This is a genomic window from Robertmurraya massiliosenegalensis JC6 (assembly GCF_000311725.1).
Taxonomy (GTDB): domain Bacteria; phylum Bacillota; class Bacilli; order Bacillales; family Cytobacillaceae; genus Robertmurraya; species Robertmurraya massiliosenegalensis.
The window spans coordinates 137,893-155,922 of sequence record NZ_HE978512.1 but is presented as its reverse complement, the minus strand read 5'-3'; the positions used below and the strand labels follow the sequence as shown (position 1 = coordinate 155,922).

Annotated in this window: 16 protein-coding genes; 12 read left to right on the top strand and 4 right to left on the bottom strand. The window is 37.9% G+C overall.

Annotated elements, in window-relative coordinates; translation table 11 throughout:
- Positions 1-12: 12 nt before the first annotated feature.
- The 3 genes from BMSHG_RS29245 (at position 13) to BMSHG_RS06970 (ending at position 4,804) form a co-directional block, all read left to right on the top strand.
- On the top strand, positions 13-1,254 hold the full coding sequence (locus BMSHG_RS29245; RefSeq protein ID WP_262362268.1) for an EAL domain-containing protein: 1,242 nt from the start codon (positions 13-15) through the stop codon (positions 1,252-1,254).
- 272 nt (positions 1,255-1,526) lie between these two features.
- Positions 1,527-4,436, top strand: a complete 2,910-nt coding sequence (locus BMSHG_RS25875; RefSeq protein WP_019153718.1) for an EAL domain-containing protein — start codon at positions 1,527-1,529, stop codon at positions 4,434-4,436.
- 140 nt (positions 4,437-4,576) lie between these two features.
- The gene (locus BMSHG_RS06970; protein WP_019153717.1) at positions 4,577-4,804 is read left to right on the top strand and encodes a CsbA family protein; all 228 of its coding nucleotides are present in this window, start codon (positions 4,577-4,579) and stop codon (positions 4,802-4,804) included.
- Positions 4,805-4,898: 94 nt separating this feature from the next.
- Here BMSHG_RS06970 and BMSHG_RS28175 read toward each other — a convergent pair whose 3' ends face one another.
- Positions 4,899-5,045, bottom strand: a complete 147-nt coding sequence (locus BMSHG_RS28175; protein WP_019153716.1) for a hypothetical protein — start codon at positions 5,043-5,045, stop codon at positions 4,899-4,901.
- A 144-nt stretch (positions 5,046-5,189) separates the two neighbouring features.
- Here BMSHG_RS28175 and uvrB point away from each other — a divergent pair, with 144 nt between their 5' ends.
- From uvrB to BMSHG_RS28665, 3 genes are all read left to right on the top strand, one after another.
- On the top strand, positions 5,190-7,172 hold the full coding sequence (gene uvrB, locus BMSHG_RS06960; RefSeq protein WP_026073358.1) for an excinuclease ABC subunit UvrB: 1,983 nt from the start codon (positions 5,190-5,192) through the stop codon (positions 7,170-7,172).
- Positions 7,173-7,179: 7 nt separating this feature from the next.
- Positions 7,180-10,056, top strand: coding sequence for an excinuclease ABC subunit UvrA (gene uvrA, locus BMSHG_RS06955; protein ID WP_019153714.1), 2,877 nt, complete (start codon positions 7,180-7,182; stop codon positions 10,054-10,056).
- Positions 10,057-10,415: 359 nt separating this feature from the next.
- Positions 10,416-10,592, top strand: a complete 177-nt coding sequence (locus tag BMSHG_RS28665; RefSeq protein WP_019153713.1) for a hypothetical protein — start codon at positions 10,416-10,418, stop codon at positions 10,590-10,592.
- Positions 10,593-10,618: 26 nt separating this feature from the next.
- Here BMSHG_RS28665 and BMSHG_RS06945 read toward each other — a convergent pair whose 3' ends face one another.
- Positions 10,619-11,050, bottom strand: a complete 432-nt coding sequence (locus tag BMSHG_RS06945) for a hypothetical protein (protein WP_019153712.1) — start codon at positions 11,048-11,050, stop codon at positions 10,619-10,621.
- 219 nt (positions 11,051-11,269) lie between these two features.
- On the opposite strand from BMSHG_RS06945, the gene BMSHG_RS06940 reads away from it, so the two are divergent.
- The 6 genes from BMSHG_RS06940 to BMSHG_RS06915 all read left to right on the top strand — a co-directional run bounded on the left by BMSHG_RS06940 (position 11,270) and on the right by BMSHG_RS06915 (position 16,687).
- A complete protein-coding gene (locus tag BMSHG_RS06940; RefSeq protein ID WP_019153711.1) occupies positions 11,270-12,160 on the top strand; it encodes a LysR family transcriptional regulator in 891 nt (296 codons plus the stop codon).
- Positions 12,161-12,314: 154 nt separating this feature from the next.
- Positions 12,315-12,500 carry a hypothetical protein gene (locus BMSHG_RS06935; protein WP_019153710.1) on the top strand — a complete coding sequence of 62 codons (186 nt, stop codon included), beginning with the start codon at positions 12,315-12,317 and terminating at the stop codon, positions 12,498-12,500.
- A gap of 219 nt (positions 12,501-12,719) precedes the next feature.
- Entirely contained in the window at positions 12,720-14,333 is a 1,614-nt protein-coding gene (gene dcuS / locus BMSHG_RS06930; RefSeq protein ID WP_019153709.1) for a DcuS/MalK family sensor histidine kinase, read from the top strand.
- Positions 14,311-15,021, top strand: a complete 711-nt coding sequence (locus BMSHG_RS06925; RefSeq protein ID WP_019153708.1) for a response regulator — start codon at positions 14,311-14,313, stop codon at positions 15,019-15,021. The genes dcuS and BMSHG_RS06925 overlap by 23 nt, the downstream gene beginning before the upstream one ends.
- Before the next feature lie 173 nt (positions 15,022-15,194).
- Complete coding sequence (locus tag BMSHG_RS06920) at positions 15,195-16,298, top strand: DUF4097 family beta strand repeat-containing protein (RefSeq protein WP_019153707.1); 1,104 nt, start codon at positions 15,195-15,197, stop codon at positions 16,296-16,298.
- A gap of 26 nt (positions 16,299-16,324) precedes the next feature.
- A complete protein-coding gene (locus BMSHG_RS06915) occupies positions 16,325-16,687 on the top strand; it encodes a phage holin family protein (RefSeq protein ID WP_019153706.1) in 363 nt (120 codons plus the stop codon).
- A gap of 128 nt (positions 16,688-16,815) precedes the next feature.
- Here the strand turns inward: BMSHG_RS06915 and BMSHG_RS06910 are convergent, their stop codons facing one another.
- Both BMSHG_RS06910 and BMSHG_RS25870 read right to left on the bottom strand, forming a co-directional pair.
- A complete protein-coding gene (locus BMSHG_RS06910) occupies positions 16,816-17,274 on the bottom strand; it encodes a DUF523 domain-containing protein (RefSeq protein ID WP_019153705.1) in 459 nt (152 codons plus the stop codon).
- A 413-nt stretch (positions 17,275-17,687) separates the two neighbouring features.
- The coding region (locus BMSHG_RS25870) for an N-acetylmuramoyl-L-alanine amidase (protein ID WP_034658618.1) at positions 17,688-18,030 on the bottom strand (343 nt) is incomplete at its 5' end.

Genomic DNA, 18,030 nt, shown 5'->3' with positions numbered 1-18,030 from the left:
TTTTCTACGTCAATGAATGTCGAGTCCTTTAAGCTCTATCATTTAGCAAAGGACTTAAAGAAATCCCTTATTAATGAAGAACTATATGTGGAGTATCAACCAAAGGTCAATCCTAAGACATCTAGAATCGAAGGTGTAGAAGCCCTTGTTCGTTGGAATCATCCGGAATGGGGAATCGTTTCCCCAAATGAATTTATCCATTTAGCAGAGGAAACGGGATTTATTTTTAAAATGGGAGATTGGGTCACTAGAGAGGTTTGTGAAACTTTAGGAAAGTGGAAAAAGCACGGACTTCCACTGATCCCGGTATCTGTTAATGTTTCACCGAAGAAATTGTTAAAAGCAGATTTCGTGGCGACACTTAAGCAAATGATTCAAACAGCGGAAATCGAACCTAGTCTAATTGAATTAGAGCTAACAGAGCAAACGATTATAATGAATACAGAAGCAACGAAACATACTATTACCGAATTAAAACAGTTTGGTGTGAAGATAGCCCTTGATGATTTTGGGACAGGCTATTCATCAATGTCTTATTTAAAGGATTTGGATATTGATACGTTAAAAATTGATAAATCCTTTATTGATGGTGTGACATTGAAAAATGCAAATGATGCGATCGTTAAAAGTTTGATCTACTTATCGAAGGATATTGGCATCAATATTGTTGCTGAGGGAGTGGAAACAAGGGAACAACTTAACTTTCTTCTGCAACAAGAATGTCAACAAATTCAAGGCTATATTTATAGCAAACCTGTACCAGCTAAAAAGCTTCAATCCTTATTAAAAAAGGGATACATTGAACCTCTGCATACAAGTGCAGTAGCTGAGGCGATTAAAAATAGAAGAAAATACTATCGTATTAGTTTAGATACACCACTTACGGCAGAAATGACGATCGTTAAATTTAAGAATAAGGAAGTAAAGCTCGGTTCTTCAAGAGCGATCATCGAAAATTTAAGTCTTGGAGGGCTTAAATATCTATCCAACATTAACTTACCTATTCAAAAAGACATGGTTATCATGATTACGACAGAGATCCTTGGCATGGAAGTCAAATTTTTTGGATGTAATGTGTGGAAACTTGAAGAAAATGACCTTCACGAATATGGCTTTGAATTCATTCTTAATGAAGTGGAACGGGATCGACTGGCACCACTATTCAACAAAATGCTCCTCCAACTAAAAGAAAGCGCAATACTTCCAGATTCAAGTGTTTTGCAGGACAAGATGAGTGCTTATTTGAAGGGGTAAACAATGATTGCTTTTGGTGTCCTGAGAAACATTCAAGGGACACCTTTTTGTCTATCCTTATTTTGAAATGAGGTTAAAAAGTGAACGTGATTTTTAAAAATAGGTATTTTTACCTATTTACGAAAGGGTTTGTCCATCTTTATTACTACTGTCGAAAAATGTTATAATTAGTCTAATTGTGGTGTAATATCTCAAAAATGGTTGGCTTATGGAAAAGTAGTGTTAGCAGGTCCGTTGATAGTAAGTAAAAGTCGAGAAAAGGAGGATGAAAGATGGGGCTATTCAATTTATTTTCTCATACTCAAAAAGATATTATCGATACATCTAGTAAGTCTTTCTCGCTTTTTACAGACAATCCGGAGGCTATTTTTATCGTAAATTTTGATGGGGAAATTGTCTCTCTAAACAAAGCGTTAAGCACACTTCTAGGATATCGAATGAAGGAAAAAGCACAATTAGAACAGTCTTTTTTTCAAGCAAAGAAAAGTGAGAAGATTCGGTATTATTTTCATAAGGCGAGCCAAGGAATCACAACAACATTTGACATGAAGATGGAAAAGAAGTCTGGTCAAGAGATTCCAATTAAGATAACACTTATTCCCTCTGAAACTTATATTTTTGTGGTCTGCAAGGATATGTCAACTGTAAGAGACTATGAAAAAAAGATAACCCGAATGGAACAGCAATTAGAGGAGTCGCAAAAGCTTACCAATTTAGGAAGTTGGGATTATGACGTAAAGTCAGATAAGACGAATTGGAATGATCGACTCTACGAGATTTTTGGGATTGAAAAGAAAAATGGTGAAATAAATTGGGAGAAAACTCTACAATATGTACATCCTGATGATAAAGAGATTTATTGTGATAGCTATAAAAAAACACTTGAAGAAAAGCGAGATTTCGATTTTGAACACCGCATTGTTCGAGATGATGGTCAAGTACGTGTCATTTTCGTTCACTCGAATGTCATTCTTAATGAAGAAGGAGAAGTTGCACGTATTTTCGGAACAATACAGGATATTACGGAATTCAGGGAACTTGAAACTAAGCTTGAAGACAGCGAGGAACGCTTTAATTCAGTGGCAAATCGTTTAAAGGTTGGCATTTGGTCACATGATCTGATTGCCAATGAAATGGTTTTTTGTTCAAAAGGATTCGGGGAAATATTCGATCTTGATATAGAAAAAATGAAAGTGAATCCAATGCTTTGGAAGGAATCTATCTATATAAAAGATCGAGAAGAGATTGAAAAGAACTTCTTGCTTTTAGCACGTGGGGAAGAAATAGAACACCAATTTCGAATTACGGACAAGAATGGACAATTGAAATGGGTGGAAGGGCAAATTACTCCTTTTTTGAATCAAGTCGGAAAATTGATCCGTGTGGATGGGATTGTTAAGGATATTACAGATATGGTTCAGCAAAAAGAGACTCTTGCCTTCTTATCTAATCATGATCATCAGACGAATCTCCCAAATCGGAGGTATTACGATAGAACATTACAACAGTTTATCTATCAGTTAAATGGGCATGATGAAAAACTAGCCGTTTGTAAATTAGATATTGACCGTTTTAAATTCGTGAATGAAACCTTAGGATACGACATCGGAGATAAATTATTAGTGAGTTTTACCGAGCGGTTACAATTGATTATAGGTAAAGAGCCATTTATTGCGCGTATCGGTGGAGATGAATTTGCCATCATTTTTAATAAAATTGAGGGATTAGAAGACGCCCTCAAGATGGCGAAGGTCATTATTAAAGAGATGGAAAAACCATTTTATATTGATGACTATGAATTATTTATCACGACGAGTATTGGTATTAGTATATATCCAGTAGATGGAGAAGATTCTCGGACCCTTTTAAGCAATGCAAATGTTGCCTTATATAATGCAAAAGAATTAGGGAGAAACGATTGGCAGCTATTCTCGCCTTCCATGAATGTAGAGTCCTTTAAGTCCTATCATTTGGAGAAGGATTTAAGAAAATCACTGATGCACAAAGAGCTATATGTGGAATACCAACCAAAGGTGAACCCTAATACTTCAAGAATTGAAGGGATAGAGGCTCTTGTGCGCTGGAATCATCCAGAGTGGGGAGTGGTTTCACCATCTGAATTTATTCCTTTGGCAGAAGACAGTGGTTTTATTTTTAAACTAGGTGATTGGGTGATGCAGGAGGTTTGCGAAGCCCTTGGCAGATGGGTAAAGCAAGGCCTTCCCGTTGTTCCTGTGTCTGTCAACGTATCGCCTAAGAGATTATTGAAATCAGATTTTGTTCAAACCGTTCAAGAAATGATTTTTGCTGCGGGAATCGATCCAAGCTTAATAGAATTAGAACTGACAGAACAAACGATTATAAGAAATACAGAAGCGACCAAACAAATCATTTCAGAACTGAAAGCATTTGGCGTCAAAGTGGCACTGGATGATTTTGGGACAGGCTATTCATCGTTGTCGTATTTGAAGGATTTGAATATGGACACTTTAAAAATTGATAAATCTTTCATTGATGGCATTACATTGAAAAAAGAAAATGATGCGATCGTCAAAAGTTTAATTTATTTGTGTCGAGAGATCGATATTAATGTAGTCGCTGAAGGCGTAGAAACGAAAGAGCAACTAAACTTCTTGCTTCAGCAGGAGTGTCAACAAATACAAGGGTATATTTATAGTCGCTCTGTATCGGAGAAAAAAATTAAATCTTTGCTGAAAAAAGAATATATTAAACCATTACAAATAAATGCGTCAGCTGAAGCGATTGAAAATAAAAGAAAGTTTTATCGAATACGGCTAAGTACTCCCTTAACAGCTGACATGACCATCGTTAAATTTAAAAGTAAAGAAGTGAACTTAGGTTCATCTAAGGCGATCATCGAAGATTTAAGTCTTGGAGGATTAAAATTTATTTCAACTATTAACTTACCTGTTCAAAAAGATATCGTCATTCAGATAAGCACACAAATTTTAGGAATTGAAGTTAATTTTATTGGCATCAATGTGTGGAAACTTGAAGAAAATGATATATACAATTACGGTTTTGAATTTATAATGAATGAAGTAGAGAGGGATCGACTGGCACCATTATTAAATAAAATGGTCATCCAACTAAAAGAAAGTGCGATACTTCCAGATTCAAGCATTTTGCAGGAAAATAAAGTTACTTATTTAAAAGGATAGCATTTGATACGGTCAGCAGAAACTTTAATCGAGGAACTGCTGGCCTTTTTGTTGTATGAGTATCCTCTCTTGTCTATCCATTCGAAAAAGGCTATTCTTAGTTTAGTAGCTATGTATCTAGTATGAAGAAGGTGTAGATAGTGTTTACGAAAATGATAATGGCACTTATTTTACCAGGACTTCTTGTCGTGTTATTTAGTAGGGTAACCTACAATCGCTATATAGGTCTCCTCTTGACAGTCGCATTAATCGCAGCATCTGTCTATAAAGGCTACACAAACTCTTTTCTATTAATCGTGATCGACGCCCTCTCTCTAACAACTGGTTTTTGGTATGCGCATCAAATGTTGGTGAGGGGGAGGAAGTAAAGACTTACAAAGACATTGAGCTAGCGACCAATGGAATTACGCTATGGTCGTTTTTTATTTGGTGAACAGGCCAGACCAAATCCGCAATAAACCGTCAAACACCCGCAATGATTACCGATTTACCCGCAATAAATCCCCAAACCCCCGCAATTATCGTCAAAACACCCGCAATCAAGCGCAAAACCCCCGCAATGATGCCTATATCCTCGACAATCACCACCATCAGTACAACCCAATTCATGAAAAACGCAGCTTCCCCACCAAAACTGAGCCAAACTTATAAAAAAAACGAATATCCGTTCGCATATTGTTGGTTAGTTTCTGGATGTTTGTGGTAGAATGGGAATATGAGTTTTTCGGAATGAGTGGAGAGGGAGGCTTTAGTGTGAAGGATCAGTTTGAATTGGTTTCAAAATATTCACCTCAAGGGGATCAACCGGAGGCAATACGAAAACTTGTTGAGGGAATAAAAGAGGGGAAAAAGCATCAAACCTTGCTTGGAGCGACAGGAACGGGGAAAACATTTACGATTTCCAATGTGATTAAGGAGATCAATAAACCGACCCTTGTGATTGCTCATAACAAAACGCTGGCAGGACAACTTTATAGTGAGTTTAAAGACTTTTTTCCTGATAATGCCGTTGAGTACTTTGTCAGCTATTATGACTATTTTCAGCCCGAGGCATACGTTCCTTCCACTGATACATTTATTGAGAAGGATTCAAGCATCAATGATGAAATCGATAAGCTACGTCACTCAGCAACCTCATCGTTATTTGAGCGGAAAGATGTCATTATTATTGCCAGTGTGTCATGTATATATGGATTAGGTTCGCCTGAGGAATATCGGGAAATGGTTCTTTCGTTAAGAACAGGGATGGAGATAGAGCGGAATCAGCTGCTCCGTCGCTTAGTTGACATTCAATATGAACGAAATGATATTAACTTCCAACGTGGTACCTTCCGAGTAAGAGGCGACGTTGTCGAAATATTCCCAGCATCAAAGGATGAGCATTGCTTACGTGTGGAATTTTTCGGTGATGAAATTGATCGCATTCGTGAAGTCGATGCATTAACCGGTGAAATTATGGGAGAAAGAGAACATGTTGCGATTTTCCCAGCATCCCACTTCGTAACCCGTGAGGAAAAAATGAGAGTGGCGATTGAGAATATTGAAAAAGAACTAGAAGAACGCTTAAAGGATTTGCGCGATAACAACAGGCTTCTTGAAGCCCAGCGCCTCGAACAAAGAACCCGCTATGATCTCGAAATGATGCGAGAAATGGGTTTTTGTTCCGGAATTGAAAACTATTCAAGACATTTGACATTAAGACCGTCCGGTTCAACACCGTATACATTGCTTGACTATTTTCCAGAGGACTTTCTTATGGTCATAGATGAGTCACATGTTACGTTGCCACAGGTGCGTGGAATGTTTAATGGGGACCAGGCTCGGAAACAGGTGCTCGTAGATCATGGATTTCGTCTGCCTTCAGCACTTGACAACCGTCCTTTACGGTTTGAAGAATTTGAAAAGCATATTTCTCAAGCTGTATATGTTTCTGCTACACCGGGTCCATATGAAATTGAACATACTCCTGAAATGGTGGAACAAATTATTCGACCAACAGGGCTTCTTGATCCAACGATTGATGTGAGACCAATTGAAGGACAAATTGATGATTTAATCGGCGAAATTCAGGAACGCATTAAACGAAATGAACGTGTTCTTATCACGACATTAACCAAGAAAATGTCTGAGGATTTAACCGATTATCTAAAAGAAATTGGTATAAAAGTAAATTACCTGCACTCTGAGGTAAAGACACTTGAACGGATTGAGATCATTCGCGAGCTTCGTCTTGGAAAATACGATGTTTTAGTCGGGATAAACCTTCTCCGTGAAGGTTTAGATATTCCAGAGGTTTCCCTTGTTGCGATATTGGATGCAGATAAAGAAGGCTTTCTTCGTTCGGAGCGTTCTCTTATCCAGACGATGGGACGGGCTGCTCGTAATGCCAATGGACATGTCATCATGTATGCAGATCGGATGACGAATTCAATGGAGTTAGCAATTAGTGAAACGAAGCGTCGTCGTGCAATTCAAGAAGAATACAATCGAAAGCATGGCATTACGCCAACGACGATCAAAAAGGATATTCGAGAAGCGATCAGAGCGACGATTGCTGCTGAGGAAACAGAAGATTACAACACACCAGCAAAAAAACTTGGTTCTTTGACAAAGAAAGAACGAGAAAAAGTGCTTGAAGATATGGAAAAGGAAATGAAGGAAGCGGCAAAAGCGCTCAATTTCGAAAGAGCAGCTGAGTTGCGTGATTTAATTTTAGAGTTGAAGGCGGAGGGATAACGAAACGATGGCAATGGAGAAATTAGTTGTAAAAGGAGCTCGGGCCCATAATTTAAAAAACATTGATGTGACCATCCCGAGAGACAAGCTTGTTGTACTGACAGGACTTTCTGGTTCAGGGAAGTCCTCTCTCGCTTTTGACACGATTTATGCGGAAGGACAACGCCGTTATGTTGAATCATTGTCTGCCTATGCACGACAATTTTTAGGACAAATGGATAAGCCAGATGTAGATACAATTGAAGGTTTATCGCCGGCGATATCGATCGATCAAAAAACAACGAGTCGAAATCCTCGTTCAACCGTTGGAACGGTAACTGAAATCTACGATTATTTGCGACTATTATTTGCAAGGGTTGGGAGACCAACATGTCCAATCCATGGAATTGAAATTACGTCCCAAACGATTGAGCAAATGGTCGATCGCGTGATGGAATACCCGGAGCGCACAAAGTTGCAAGTTCTTGCCCCAGTTATTTCTGGACGTAAAGGCAGTCATGTAAAAGTATTAGAGGACATTAAAAAACAGGGCTATGTCCGTGTTCGTATTGATGGTGAAATGTACGATTTAGGCGAAGAAATTACCCTTGATAAAAATAAAAAACATTCCATCGAAGTGGTCATTGACCGAATCGTCGTCAAAGAAGGCGTAAGTTCTCGTTTAGCTGACTCATTGGAATCAGCTTTGAAACTTGGTGATGGGAAGGTACTCATTGATGTCATCGGGGAAGAGGAATTATTATTCAGTGAACATCATGCTTGTCCTCACTGTGGATTTTCGATCGGTGAACTAGAGCCGAGAATGTTTTCGTTTAACAGTCCTTTTGGAGCTTGTCCTGATTGTGACGGATTAGGTTCGAAGCTTGAGGTTGATAAAGAATTGATCATTCCCAATTGGGATCTCACGTTAAAGCAAGGGGCGATTGCTCCATGGGAACCGGTCAGTTCACAATATTATCCGCAATTGCTTGAGGCCGTTTGTAATCATTACGGAATTGATATGAACACACCTGTAAAGGACCTACCAGATCATGAGATCGAAAAAATCCTATACGGATCCGAAACGGATAAAATCTATTTCCGTTATGAAAATGATTTCGGACAAATCCGGGAGAATTACATTCAATTCGAAGGTGTGATCGGCAATGTAGAACGTCGTTATAAAGAGACAAGCTCTGATTATATTCGAGAGCAGATGGAAAAATATATGGCGGAACAGCCTTGTCCGACTTGTAAGGGTAAGAGACTGAAGAAAGAAAGTTTAGCCGTTCTTATTGATGGAGAAAACATCGCTTATGTCACATCTCTTTCGATCAGAGAAGCATTTGATAAAATGGATAGCATTACCCTTACTGAAAAAGAAAAGCAGATTGCCAATGCGATTTTTCGTGAAATTCGGGAAAGACTTGGTTTTCTCGTCAATGTTGGTCTCGATTATTTGACCCTCGATCGAGCAGCTGGAACATTATCAGGTGGGGAAGCGCAGCGGATCCGATTGGCGACGCAAATTGGTTCCCGTTTGACAGGTGTTCTCTACATACTAGATGAACCATCGATTGGGTTACATCAACGAGATAATGATCGTCTCATTGGCACACTTAAAAATATGCGTGATATTGGCAATACGCTCATCGTCGTTGAACATGATGAAGATACGATGCTTGCTGCTGATTATTTAATTGATATTGGTCCAGGTGCGGGGGTCCATGGCGGAGAGGTTGTCTCTGCCGGAACGCCAAAAGAAGTGATGGACGATCCGAATTCTCTTACCGGTCAATATTTATCAGGGAAAAAATTCATCCCACTTCCGATTGAACGGAAAAAGGATGATGGACGTTTCCTTGAAATTAAGGGAGCGAAGGAAAATAATCTCAAGAATGTAAGTGTTAAATTCCCTCTCGGCATGTTTGTTGCGGTTACAGGTGTTTCTGGTTCAGGAAAAAGTACGCTTGTTAATGAAATTTTACACAAAGCGTTAGCTCAAAAGCTGAATCGAGCGAAAACAAGACCAGGACAGCATAAAGAGATTAAGGGAATAGAGCATTTAGATAAGGTAATCGACATCGATCAATCGCCAATTGGCCGAACTCCTCGTTCCAATCCTGCCACTTATACTGGTGTGTTTGACGATATTCGTGATCTGTTTGCAGCGACAAATGAAGCAAAGGTTCGCGGGTATAAAAAGGGACGTTTTAGTTTTAACGTAAAAGGTGGTCGCTGTGAAGCATGTCGTGGCGACGGAATTATTAAAATTGAGATGCACTTCCTTCCAGATGTATACGTACCATGCGAAGTATGTCATGGGAAACGTTATAATCGGGAAACGTTAGAAGTGAAATACAAAGGGAAAAGTATTTCCGATATTTTAGAAATGACGGTCGAGGACTCACTCGAATTTTTCGAAAATATCCCTAAGATTCAACGAAAAATGCAAACGATATATGATGTCGGATTAGGATATATTAAGCTTGGGCAACCGGCTACGACGTTATCAGGTGGAGAGGCGCAGCGGGTCAAGCTGGCATCTGAACTTCATCGTCGTTCAACGGGGCGCTCTCTCTATATTCTTGATGAGCCGACGACAGGACTTCATGTTGATGATATATCAAGACTATTAGTTGTTTTACAACGTCTTGTTGAAAATGGCGATACCGTTCTGGTCATTGAGCATAATTTAGATGTCATTAAGGCAGCTGATTATCTTGTTGATTTAGGGCCTGAAGGTGGGGACAAGGGAGGCACAATTGTTGCGACGGGAACACCAGAGAAGATAGCGGCAACTCCTGCATCTCATACTGGAAAGTACTTAAAACCGATTCTTGAGCGCGATCGTCAAAGAATGAAAGATTTGATTCAAGAAAAAGAAGAAAGTGTCGTAAATTAACTCCCAAAGTTAGCGGAATTCGGACTGTAGATAACTCGAAAATTTTCGAGTTTGTCTACAGTCTTTTTATTTTTTTTGCATAAGCATATATCATGAGCCATATCTTTCTCGAGTAGTCACCATAATTAGGTCGCATGAGTCCTTCATGAGACCAAATTACCTCTTGCTCAACTCAGACATGCAGATTCGAATCTCGATGCCTTTCTTTTGTCGATATTCTGATAATGTGATAGCAATCAGATAGCACATTAATAGCTTAAAACTAGCAAAAAGCTAGCACTCAAAATAGTAAAAAATGTAATCTTTATCACTGTATAAATTTGTCTAGTTTACTATATTAAGACAAGGAGGTGATAAGGATGAAAGTGAATTATCCAGTGAAGGAAGAGACAGACATTAAAGAAATTAAAGCCATGTTAAAGCCATTCGGTGGAAGATGTGCTAAATTCGTCGAAGGTAATCTCGAATATCAAATTAAAGAAGAGAAAGAAGACGAAGCCTATACCCTTCTTAGAGAAAAAGGAATCGTCGAGTAAAGTCAGGTCATGTGGCCTGGCTTTTTTTATAAATGCTTGTACCAAATCTTCCATTCAACTTCTTCTTCGAATTCAAAGAAGCGAGCATTGTCATCTGCCATCTCTCCCCGAGTGAATCCTAATTCATAGCCTAAATCAACGTTTTCAAAACGATAAACTTCATTTGGTATTCCAGAATCCATTATTAAATAGCAATTGGTTACAGCCCAGTATTGGTTTTTCTTCGTCACCTCAGCTACCCAAAAATCTTGATCATTCATAAGACCTTTAAAAGCAACAAAGGCCAAATCATCACCTGCATTTAAAATTCCATAGAGCTTAAAGTCTCTATTTTGTTCTTCTTTTTGTAGATTTTCCATCGCTTCTTCCACCGTATTTGCTTTTATGGCCATGGAATCGATCCTGCAACCACCTAAAAAAAGTGAAATAAAGATCAGTATAAAGGCAACCTTTTTCATCCTTATCCTCCTCTTTGTCATTTCGATTATATTAATAATACCATAAATATCCAGTGTTACTGTTATACTTCTGTGCCAGCATTGTCAAGCCGCAATTGAACATTTTGTTACAGGATTTTACTTACATTAATTACATAATAGTATCAAAAGTTTCTTATCTAATTTGCTAGAGCAAAGAAAAATATAATTATAGTTAGTTAACGGATAGGAGGCTTGGCAATGGAGTTAAGACAATTAGAGTACTTTGTTGAAGTTGGTAGACTAAAAAGTTTTACACATGCTGCAGAATCATTGCATGTATCGCAGCCGTCCATTTCGAATTCTGTTCATAAATTAGAGCATGAATTGGGGGTGAAGTTATTAGAGAGAACGACAAAAAGTGTAGCACTTACTCCTAAAGGTGATATATTCTTAACTCGAATTATTGATATACTTTCTAACATTGATGATATAAAAAATGAAATAACTGATTCAGATAATCGCGTTGTCAAAATTGGTCTTCCACCAATGATTGGAGCGCAAATGTTCCCAAACATATATAAGGAATTTAAAAGAAATCATCCGCTTATAGAATTTGATGTGATAGAAAAAGGCTCAGTGGCCATTAGAAATCTGATTGAGAAAGATGAACTGGAGATGGGATTCATTATCCTTCCGGAGCACTCTGAGAAATTAGAAATGATGCCATTGGTTCAGGATCAACTTGTTATATGTATGCCGAAAAATCATCCTCTTCGAAGAAAAAAGAGTCTTCAGTACAGCGAATTGATCAATGAAAAATTCATCATTTTAACAGAGGAATATGTTCACCATAATATTTTCTTGAATAGATGCTTTTCTTCTAAAGTGGAGCCCAATATCATTTTTACTTCAGATAAAGTAGAAACGGTCAAGGCGATGGTTGCAAAAGGCTTAGGCTTATCATTATTAATGAATGTTTTTGTGAGAGAACATCATGAACTAATCGCTGTTCCACTAAAAGAACGAATAAATATAAATATAGGTTTGGCTTGGAAAAAAGGAAAAGTTTTATCAAGTGATTGTAAAAAGGTGATTGAATTTATCAGTGATTACTATCATGAAGAATTGAAGAATAAAGTATTGAAATAAATGCAGTTATTGTAAGAAATTTGAAAGATTACTATAATTGTCTTTTTTTAAATTAAAGTTTGTGAAGTATTTCACTTATAATTAAATTATATAAAGAAATAATGATAGCTTATAACTAAATTAATTGATAATTCACAAAAGATAGGAGGCGAAAATGTTGAAATCATCTTGTTGTAAAGCCGAATTACTCAAAAGTAGTAGGACAGATCTTTTCCATGGAGCAGATGATGATTACGACCTAAGAGTACCAGTTTTAACATGTAGTAAGTGTGGTCATCAAGAAATGCTAGTGTTTAGTGGAGAGAAACTAGTCAATAAATCAACGAATATTGCCAGTTAAAAAATGAGAAAAGTAGACAGAATGTGAAGGATTTCAAAGGAAAAATTTTTGAAATAGTGGCTTCAGATTATCTGGTCTGAGGCCATTTCTATTTTTTGGGGGAAATAAGGATAATGTTCAGTAATTGCACTTATATGCTTTCATTTTTGTTCTAAACATTATGTTATTCTATTGCTAGAAATTCACTATAGCAAGAATAAAGAAGGTGCCCCCAGAAAAATGAAAAAAATAAAGCTAAAATATATGGTCATTCTTCTTGTGAGTGTTGTCGTCACTATCTCTATTTTGATCACTGGATATTTTATTAACCGCACTGTATCAGAGCGAATTGTGGCCAGTCAAAAAGAGAAGGCATTCAACATCTCTAGAACGGTAGCGCTAACTCCTAGCATAATAAATGCCTTAAATGATAAAGAAAATGAAGCATCCATTCAAGAGCTAACTAAAAAAATTCAGACATCCACTTCTGTTGAATTTATCGTAGTGATGGATATGAATGGCATAAGAAAATCTCATCCAGATCCGAATAAAATCGGAGAGAAATTCGTCGGTGGAGACGAGAAGGATGTCCTCAAAGGGAAAGAATATGCTTCCGTATCTGAAGGTACACTTGGGAAATCATTGAGGGCCTTTACACCTATTTTTAATGAAAATAACAAGCAAATTGGGGCTGTTTCAGTTGGGATTACGCTTGACCGAATTGAATTAGTGTTAAGCATGTTACGTAAAAATATATTTATGGGAATAGGGATTGGCGTCATTTTCGGAGCAATCTGTGCCATCTTCTTATCCTTTTTAATAAAAAGAGTGTTATTTGGCTTAGAACCACCTGAAATTGCCATGATCTTTAATGAAAGGCAAGCTCTTATTGAATCTGTGCATGAGGGCATTATCGCTGTGGACAAGGATGGATATATCACTTTGGTGAATAAATCTGCTATGAAATTACTTGGAAAATCGTGTCTGAATCAAGAGCTAATTGGCAAAAAAATAGATTCTTTAGCAATACATTCGAAGCTAAATTTGGCACTTAAAACGGGTAAGCCTTATCTAGATCAAGAACAGGTAGTTAATGGAAAAGAGATTATGAGCAATACAGTTCCCATTTTCGTACATGGTGAGATTGTCGGGGCCGTCAATACGTGGAGGGACAAAAGTGAAATAAAGCATCTTGCTGAGAAACTGACAGGGGTGCAATTATATGCAGATGCTTTAAGAGCTCAATCACACGAATACATGAATCAGCTTCATTGTATCCTTGGGATGATTCACCTAGAAGAATATCGAGAGTTAGAAAAATTCATTGAAAAAACAGTAGAAGATACTCAAAACGATATAAGCAGTATTACAAAAAAACTAAAGGATCCTGCACTAGTTGGTTTTCTACTCGGGAAATTAAGCCATGCAAGAGAAGTAGGAATTCAGTTTAAGTTGACCATTAATCATGCCTTTCCACAATGGAGTGACCCAAAGTTTTCTCATGACTTAATCACGATCATCGGGAACTTAATTGATAATGCTATTGATGCTGCCCAGAAGAGCGAAAATAGGGAAGTGGCTCTCAAATTAGAATTCCTTAATAAGGACTTAATCATAGAAATGAAAGATTTCGGAAATGGAATAGCAGAAGAACATCAAACCATACTTTTTGAAAAAGGATTCTCAACAAAGGGAGAAAATCGAGGCTATGGACTATTCTTATTGAAACAGACCGTAGAAAGGTTAAAGGGGAGAATACAGCTATCTAGTTCGAGCAAAGAGGGTACGATATTTACCATAAAAATATCTTGTCAAAGCGAAGGTGAAACCGATGATTCAAGTATTGATCGTTGAAGATGATCCAATGGTGGCAGAACTGAATAAGCGCTATGTGGAAAGCATAGATGGATTTGAAGCAATTGCAATTGCCCATTCGGTAAAGGATGCAAAAGAAATCCTCAAGACAACCGATATCGATCTCATCTTACTAGATGTATATATGCCTGGAGACAATGGACTGACCCTATTACCTTATGTTCGAGAGTTAGAGTTAAGTATCGACGTCATTTTGATTACAGCAGCTTCTGATATTGATACGATTCAAAATGCATTGAGATTTGGCACGATTGATTACTTAATTAAACCTTTTACTTTTGCTAGATTAAAAGAGGCCCTTATTTCTTATCAGCAAAAGCTGGAATTCTTAGAGTATCATCCTCATCGAATTAATCAGCAGGAACTGGATGATCGGTTGTTACAAAAGGAGAGAATGTCAACTTCACATCAGCTTCCAAAGGGGTTGACGAAGCACACTCTGAATTTAGTGTGGGACGAATTGCAAAAGATTGGCGAAAATGAATTTTCAACAGCTGATATTGCAAAGAGCACAGGCATTTCGAGGGTGTCGATCCGCAAATATTTAAACTTTCTCGAAGAAATCGGTGTTTTAGAAACACGAGTATCGTATGGAACAATTGGTCGCCCGATTAGTCAGTATGTGTTTAATAAGCGAAATAGCAATGTTATTTTAGAGTATTTATAACGATTAGGAGTCCCTGCAGGAATCGGCTTGCAGGGATTTTTATTTTTACGTAATGGAAAATGAAACCTTCAACTTGGTCTTAACGTACAAATAGGAAAGGGTTATTTGTCATTCTAATACGAATTTTTGTAAAGGATATGAAAGATTTAGTTAGATATGAGGAGGATTTCACGATGCAAGAAGAGCGAAAACGAATATTGAACATGGTGCAAGAGGGAAAGTTAACCGTTAATGAAGCTTTGGTATTATTGGAAGGGCTTGATGCTGCAGAAAGCCAAAAGAAAAGCAAAGATGAATTGTTGTGTGAACTGTCAACATCTGTGAAGTTTGAAGAGGCGAAGAAGGAGGAATCTTTTTCCAATCAAAAACATCATTCGACAAAGGATAAAATTTTTGAATTTGTTGATACAGCGATTCAAAAAATTAAGGATTTTGATTTGGACTTAAATTTCGGAAGCTCCGTTGATATCTCTCATATTTTCCAACAAGGGGATGTATATTTAAGAGAGGTGGACGTGGACTTAGCGAACGGTTCTGTAAAGATTGTACCTTGGGAGCAGCAAGATGTTCGTGTCGAGTGTGAGGCAAAAGTGTATCGAGTTGATTCTCAAGATGAGGCGCGAAACACGTTTTTAAAAGATGTGATTTTTGCGATTGAAGGACAAAAGCTTCGATTTGCGTCACAACAAAAGTGGATGAAAATCCATGCTACCCTCTTCATTCCACAAGCGCAATATGAAAATATAAAAGTGAGAATGTTTAATGGCTCGATTGAAAGTGAAAACTTACAAGTAGAGAAGTATAATGTAAAAACAGCGAATGGAAAAATCAATATGTCTAACTTAACAAGCAAATACGTGGATGCGGAAACAGCAAACGGGCAAATTGAAGTTCGTAATGGTAAAATAGATGATCTAGAAGCAGAAACGATTAATGGGGCGATTAAAGTAGACGGTGGTTTCAAGAGAATAGAGCTACAGTCTTTTAATGGAAATATTAATTGTAATGTTATTGATGCTAGCTGTGAGCGAATTGAAGCGAAAGTGACAACAGGTGGAATTAAGTTGTATCTCCCAGAAACAGCAGCTATCGCAGGTGAATTGAAAACCAATCTAGGGAATTTCAATGTAGATTATACCGGAATTCACATTATTGAAGATAAAAGTGAAGTTGTCCAAAAACAAATTCGTTTTGAACCAAGTTCTCCAAGTGATCATGTCACAAGAGTGGATGCAGATACGAAAACTGGTTCTGTAACAATTAAACGGGTGAAGTAGTAAATCGTATTTAAAGGATGTTGAATATGAGATGGATTATTGGAATTTTAATTAATGCGGTCCTATTTATTGCAATGGCAGGATATTTTGAGAATTCTCTTTATATTGAAGGATTTGGAGCGGCAGTTGGAGCTAGTTTTGTGCTAGCGATCCTCAATATTTTAGTGAAGCCGATTTTAATTATTCTTACCTTGCCAATTACAGTCTTTACCCTCGGATTGTTTTTGTTTGTGATAAATGGGGTAACTCTCCTTTTGACAGATGCACTCATTGGTGAGGCATTTCAAATCAACGGATTAGGAATGGCCATTCTCATTTCAGCAATCATGTCGATCGTCAACCTTGTCATTCAAAATGTTATTTATGATAAGAAGGATAAAAGAAGATAGTTAAATTATAGGGAAAACAGCGCACCTTTATTATCGGGGATGCGCTGTTTTTGATGATGCCTGCGAAATGCAAGTGGTCTCATGCGCCATCTGTGCGCCCACTTGCTATCTCCATCGAAATCTTTAATCTAAAGCCCTCGCTCAATAAACTCTGACTCAGAGATGACCTCTAAGCCATTCCTCTTCAGCAGGGCAGCAGTTACACCAGTTCCAGCTACTATCTTTCCACTAAATGTACCATCATAAATGTGGGTGCTTCCACATGAAGGGCTATTTTCTTTTAGAACAATCATAGTTGCTCCTAACTGCTGAGCTTTTTCCAAAGCCAAATACGCACCTTTAATAAATTGCTCGGTGACGTCGATACCAGAGCAGGAAACTATTTTTGCTTTTCCATCCAGTACATCTTCTCCGCTGCCACCGATAATTTCTGCAGGTTCCCGTGGGGTAGACAAACCGCCAAGCACTTCAGGGCAGACGGTCATTGCCTCCTTTTTAGCAACTAAATCACGAATACGCTCATCTAAGCAATGTGTTCCATTGTACCTAACGTTCAATCCAGCCAAGCAAGAACTGACTAAAATCATGACACTCGTCTCCTCATCGGAAAATTTCATCCTCATTTTAACATACAAACGATGCGAAACTAGAATCATTCATGAACAAGAATGGGGAGTGGGAAACGGGACGGGGAAAATAGAAGGAGAATTTCCGCTTCATGAGCAAATCTGATGAAAAGTAGCTTATATAGGCGGAAAAACTTCCCCTTATCGGTTCAAAAATCGTAAAAACATGTGTTTTTGAACACGATAGGCGGAAAAACTTCCCTTATCTCCGCCACAACTAGCTCTATATTTCATTTAACAGGAAACTCTCCTGTTAGCACAAGGCTTCAAAATCCATGATGCAAAGTGAAAAAAGAAGAGAAGAAAAACAACCCTATTTTCTCCTCTTCCTTTATATAAGGGCCATTTTAGATAGCACCCCAGCCTCTTAACGATTACCTTTCCGAAACGATGCTTACTGGAAAACCTTCCTCCTTTAGCTTAGTCAATAATTTGTCAGCTGTTGCTTTCTCCTGAAAAGGACCAGCTACTACTTTATACTGTGCCGCTGTTTGACTAGGAACAGGAGTGGCACTAGCTTTCAAGTTAAGTCCAAATTGTTCCCGTAGCCCTTTAACAATGGCCTCTGCACATGTTTTTCGGTACACATTTGAACGAAGGAGCTTGAGATCCGCTTTGTTTGTCATGAAACCACACTCTACCAATATGGCGGTCATCTTCGTCGCTCGTAATACATGGAAATTGGCTGTTTTAACGCCACGGTCTCGGAGTCCAGTA

What these genes read in the sequence shown, in the direction of transcription:
- BMSHG_RS06920 (WP_019153707.1), top strand. Translation starts at nt 15,195, where the DNA reads ATGCAAGAAGAGCGAAAACGAATATTGAACATGGTGCAAGAGGGAAAG.
- BMSHG_RS06910 (WP_019153705.1), bottom strand. Translation starts at nt 17,274, where the DNA reads ATGATTTTAGTCAGTTCTTGCTTGGCTGGATTGAACGTTAGGTACAAT.
- dcuS (WP_019153709.1), top strand. Translation starts at nt 12,720, where the DNA reads ATGAAAAAAATAAAGCTAAAATATATGGTCATTCTTCTTGTGAGTGTT.
- BMSHG_RS06925 (WP_019153708.1), top strand. Translation starts at nt 14,311, where the DNA reads ATGATTCAAGTATTGATCGTTGAAGATGATCCAATGGTGGCAGAACTG.
- BMSHG_RS06935 (WP_019153710.1), top strand. Translation starts at nt 12,315, where the DNA reads ATGTTGAAATCATCTTGTTGTAAAGCCGAATTACTCAAAAGTAGTAGG.
- BMSHG_RS25875 (WP_019153718.1), top strand. Translation starts at nt 1,527, where the DNA reads ATGGGGCTATTCAATTTATTTTCTCATACTCAAAAAGATATTATCGAT.
- uvrA (WP_019153714.1), top strand. Translation starts at nt 7,180, where the DNA reads ATGGCAATGGAGAAATTAGTTGTAAAAGGAGCTCGGGCCCATAATTTA.
- BMSHG_RS06915 (WP_019153706.1), top strand. Translation starts at nt 16,325, where the DNA reads ATGAGATGGATTATTGGAATTTTAATTAATGCGGTCCTATTTATTGCA.
- BMSHG_RS28665 (WP_019153713.1), top strand. Translation starts at nt 10,416, where the DNA reads ATGAAAGTGAATTATCCAGTGAAGGAAGAGACAGACATTAAAGAAATT.
- BMSHG_RS06945 (WP_019153712.1), bottom strand. Translation starts at nt 11,050, where the DNA reads ATGAAAAAGGTTGCCTTTATACTGATCTTTATTTCACTTTTTTTAGGT.
- BMSHG_RS06940 (WP_019153711.1), top strand. Translation starts at nt 11,270, where the DNA reads ATGGAGTTAAGACAATTAGAGTACTTTGTTGAAGTTGGTAGACTAAAA.
- BMSHG_RS29245 (WP_262362268.1), top strand. Translation starts at nt 13, where the DNA reads ATGAATGTCGAGTCCTTTAAGCTCTATCATTTAGCAAAGGACTTAAAG.
- BMSHG_RS28175 (WP_019153716.1), bottom strand. Translation starts at nt 5,045, where the DNA reads ATGAATTGGGTTGTACTGATGGTGGTGATTGTCGAGGATATAGGCATC.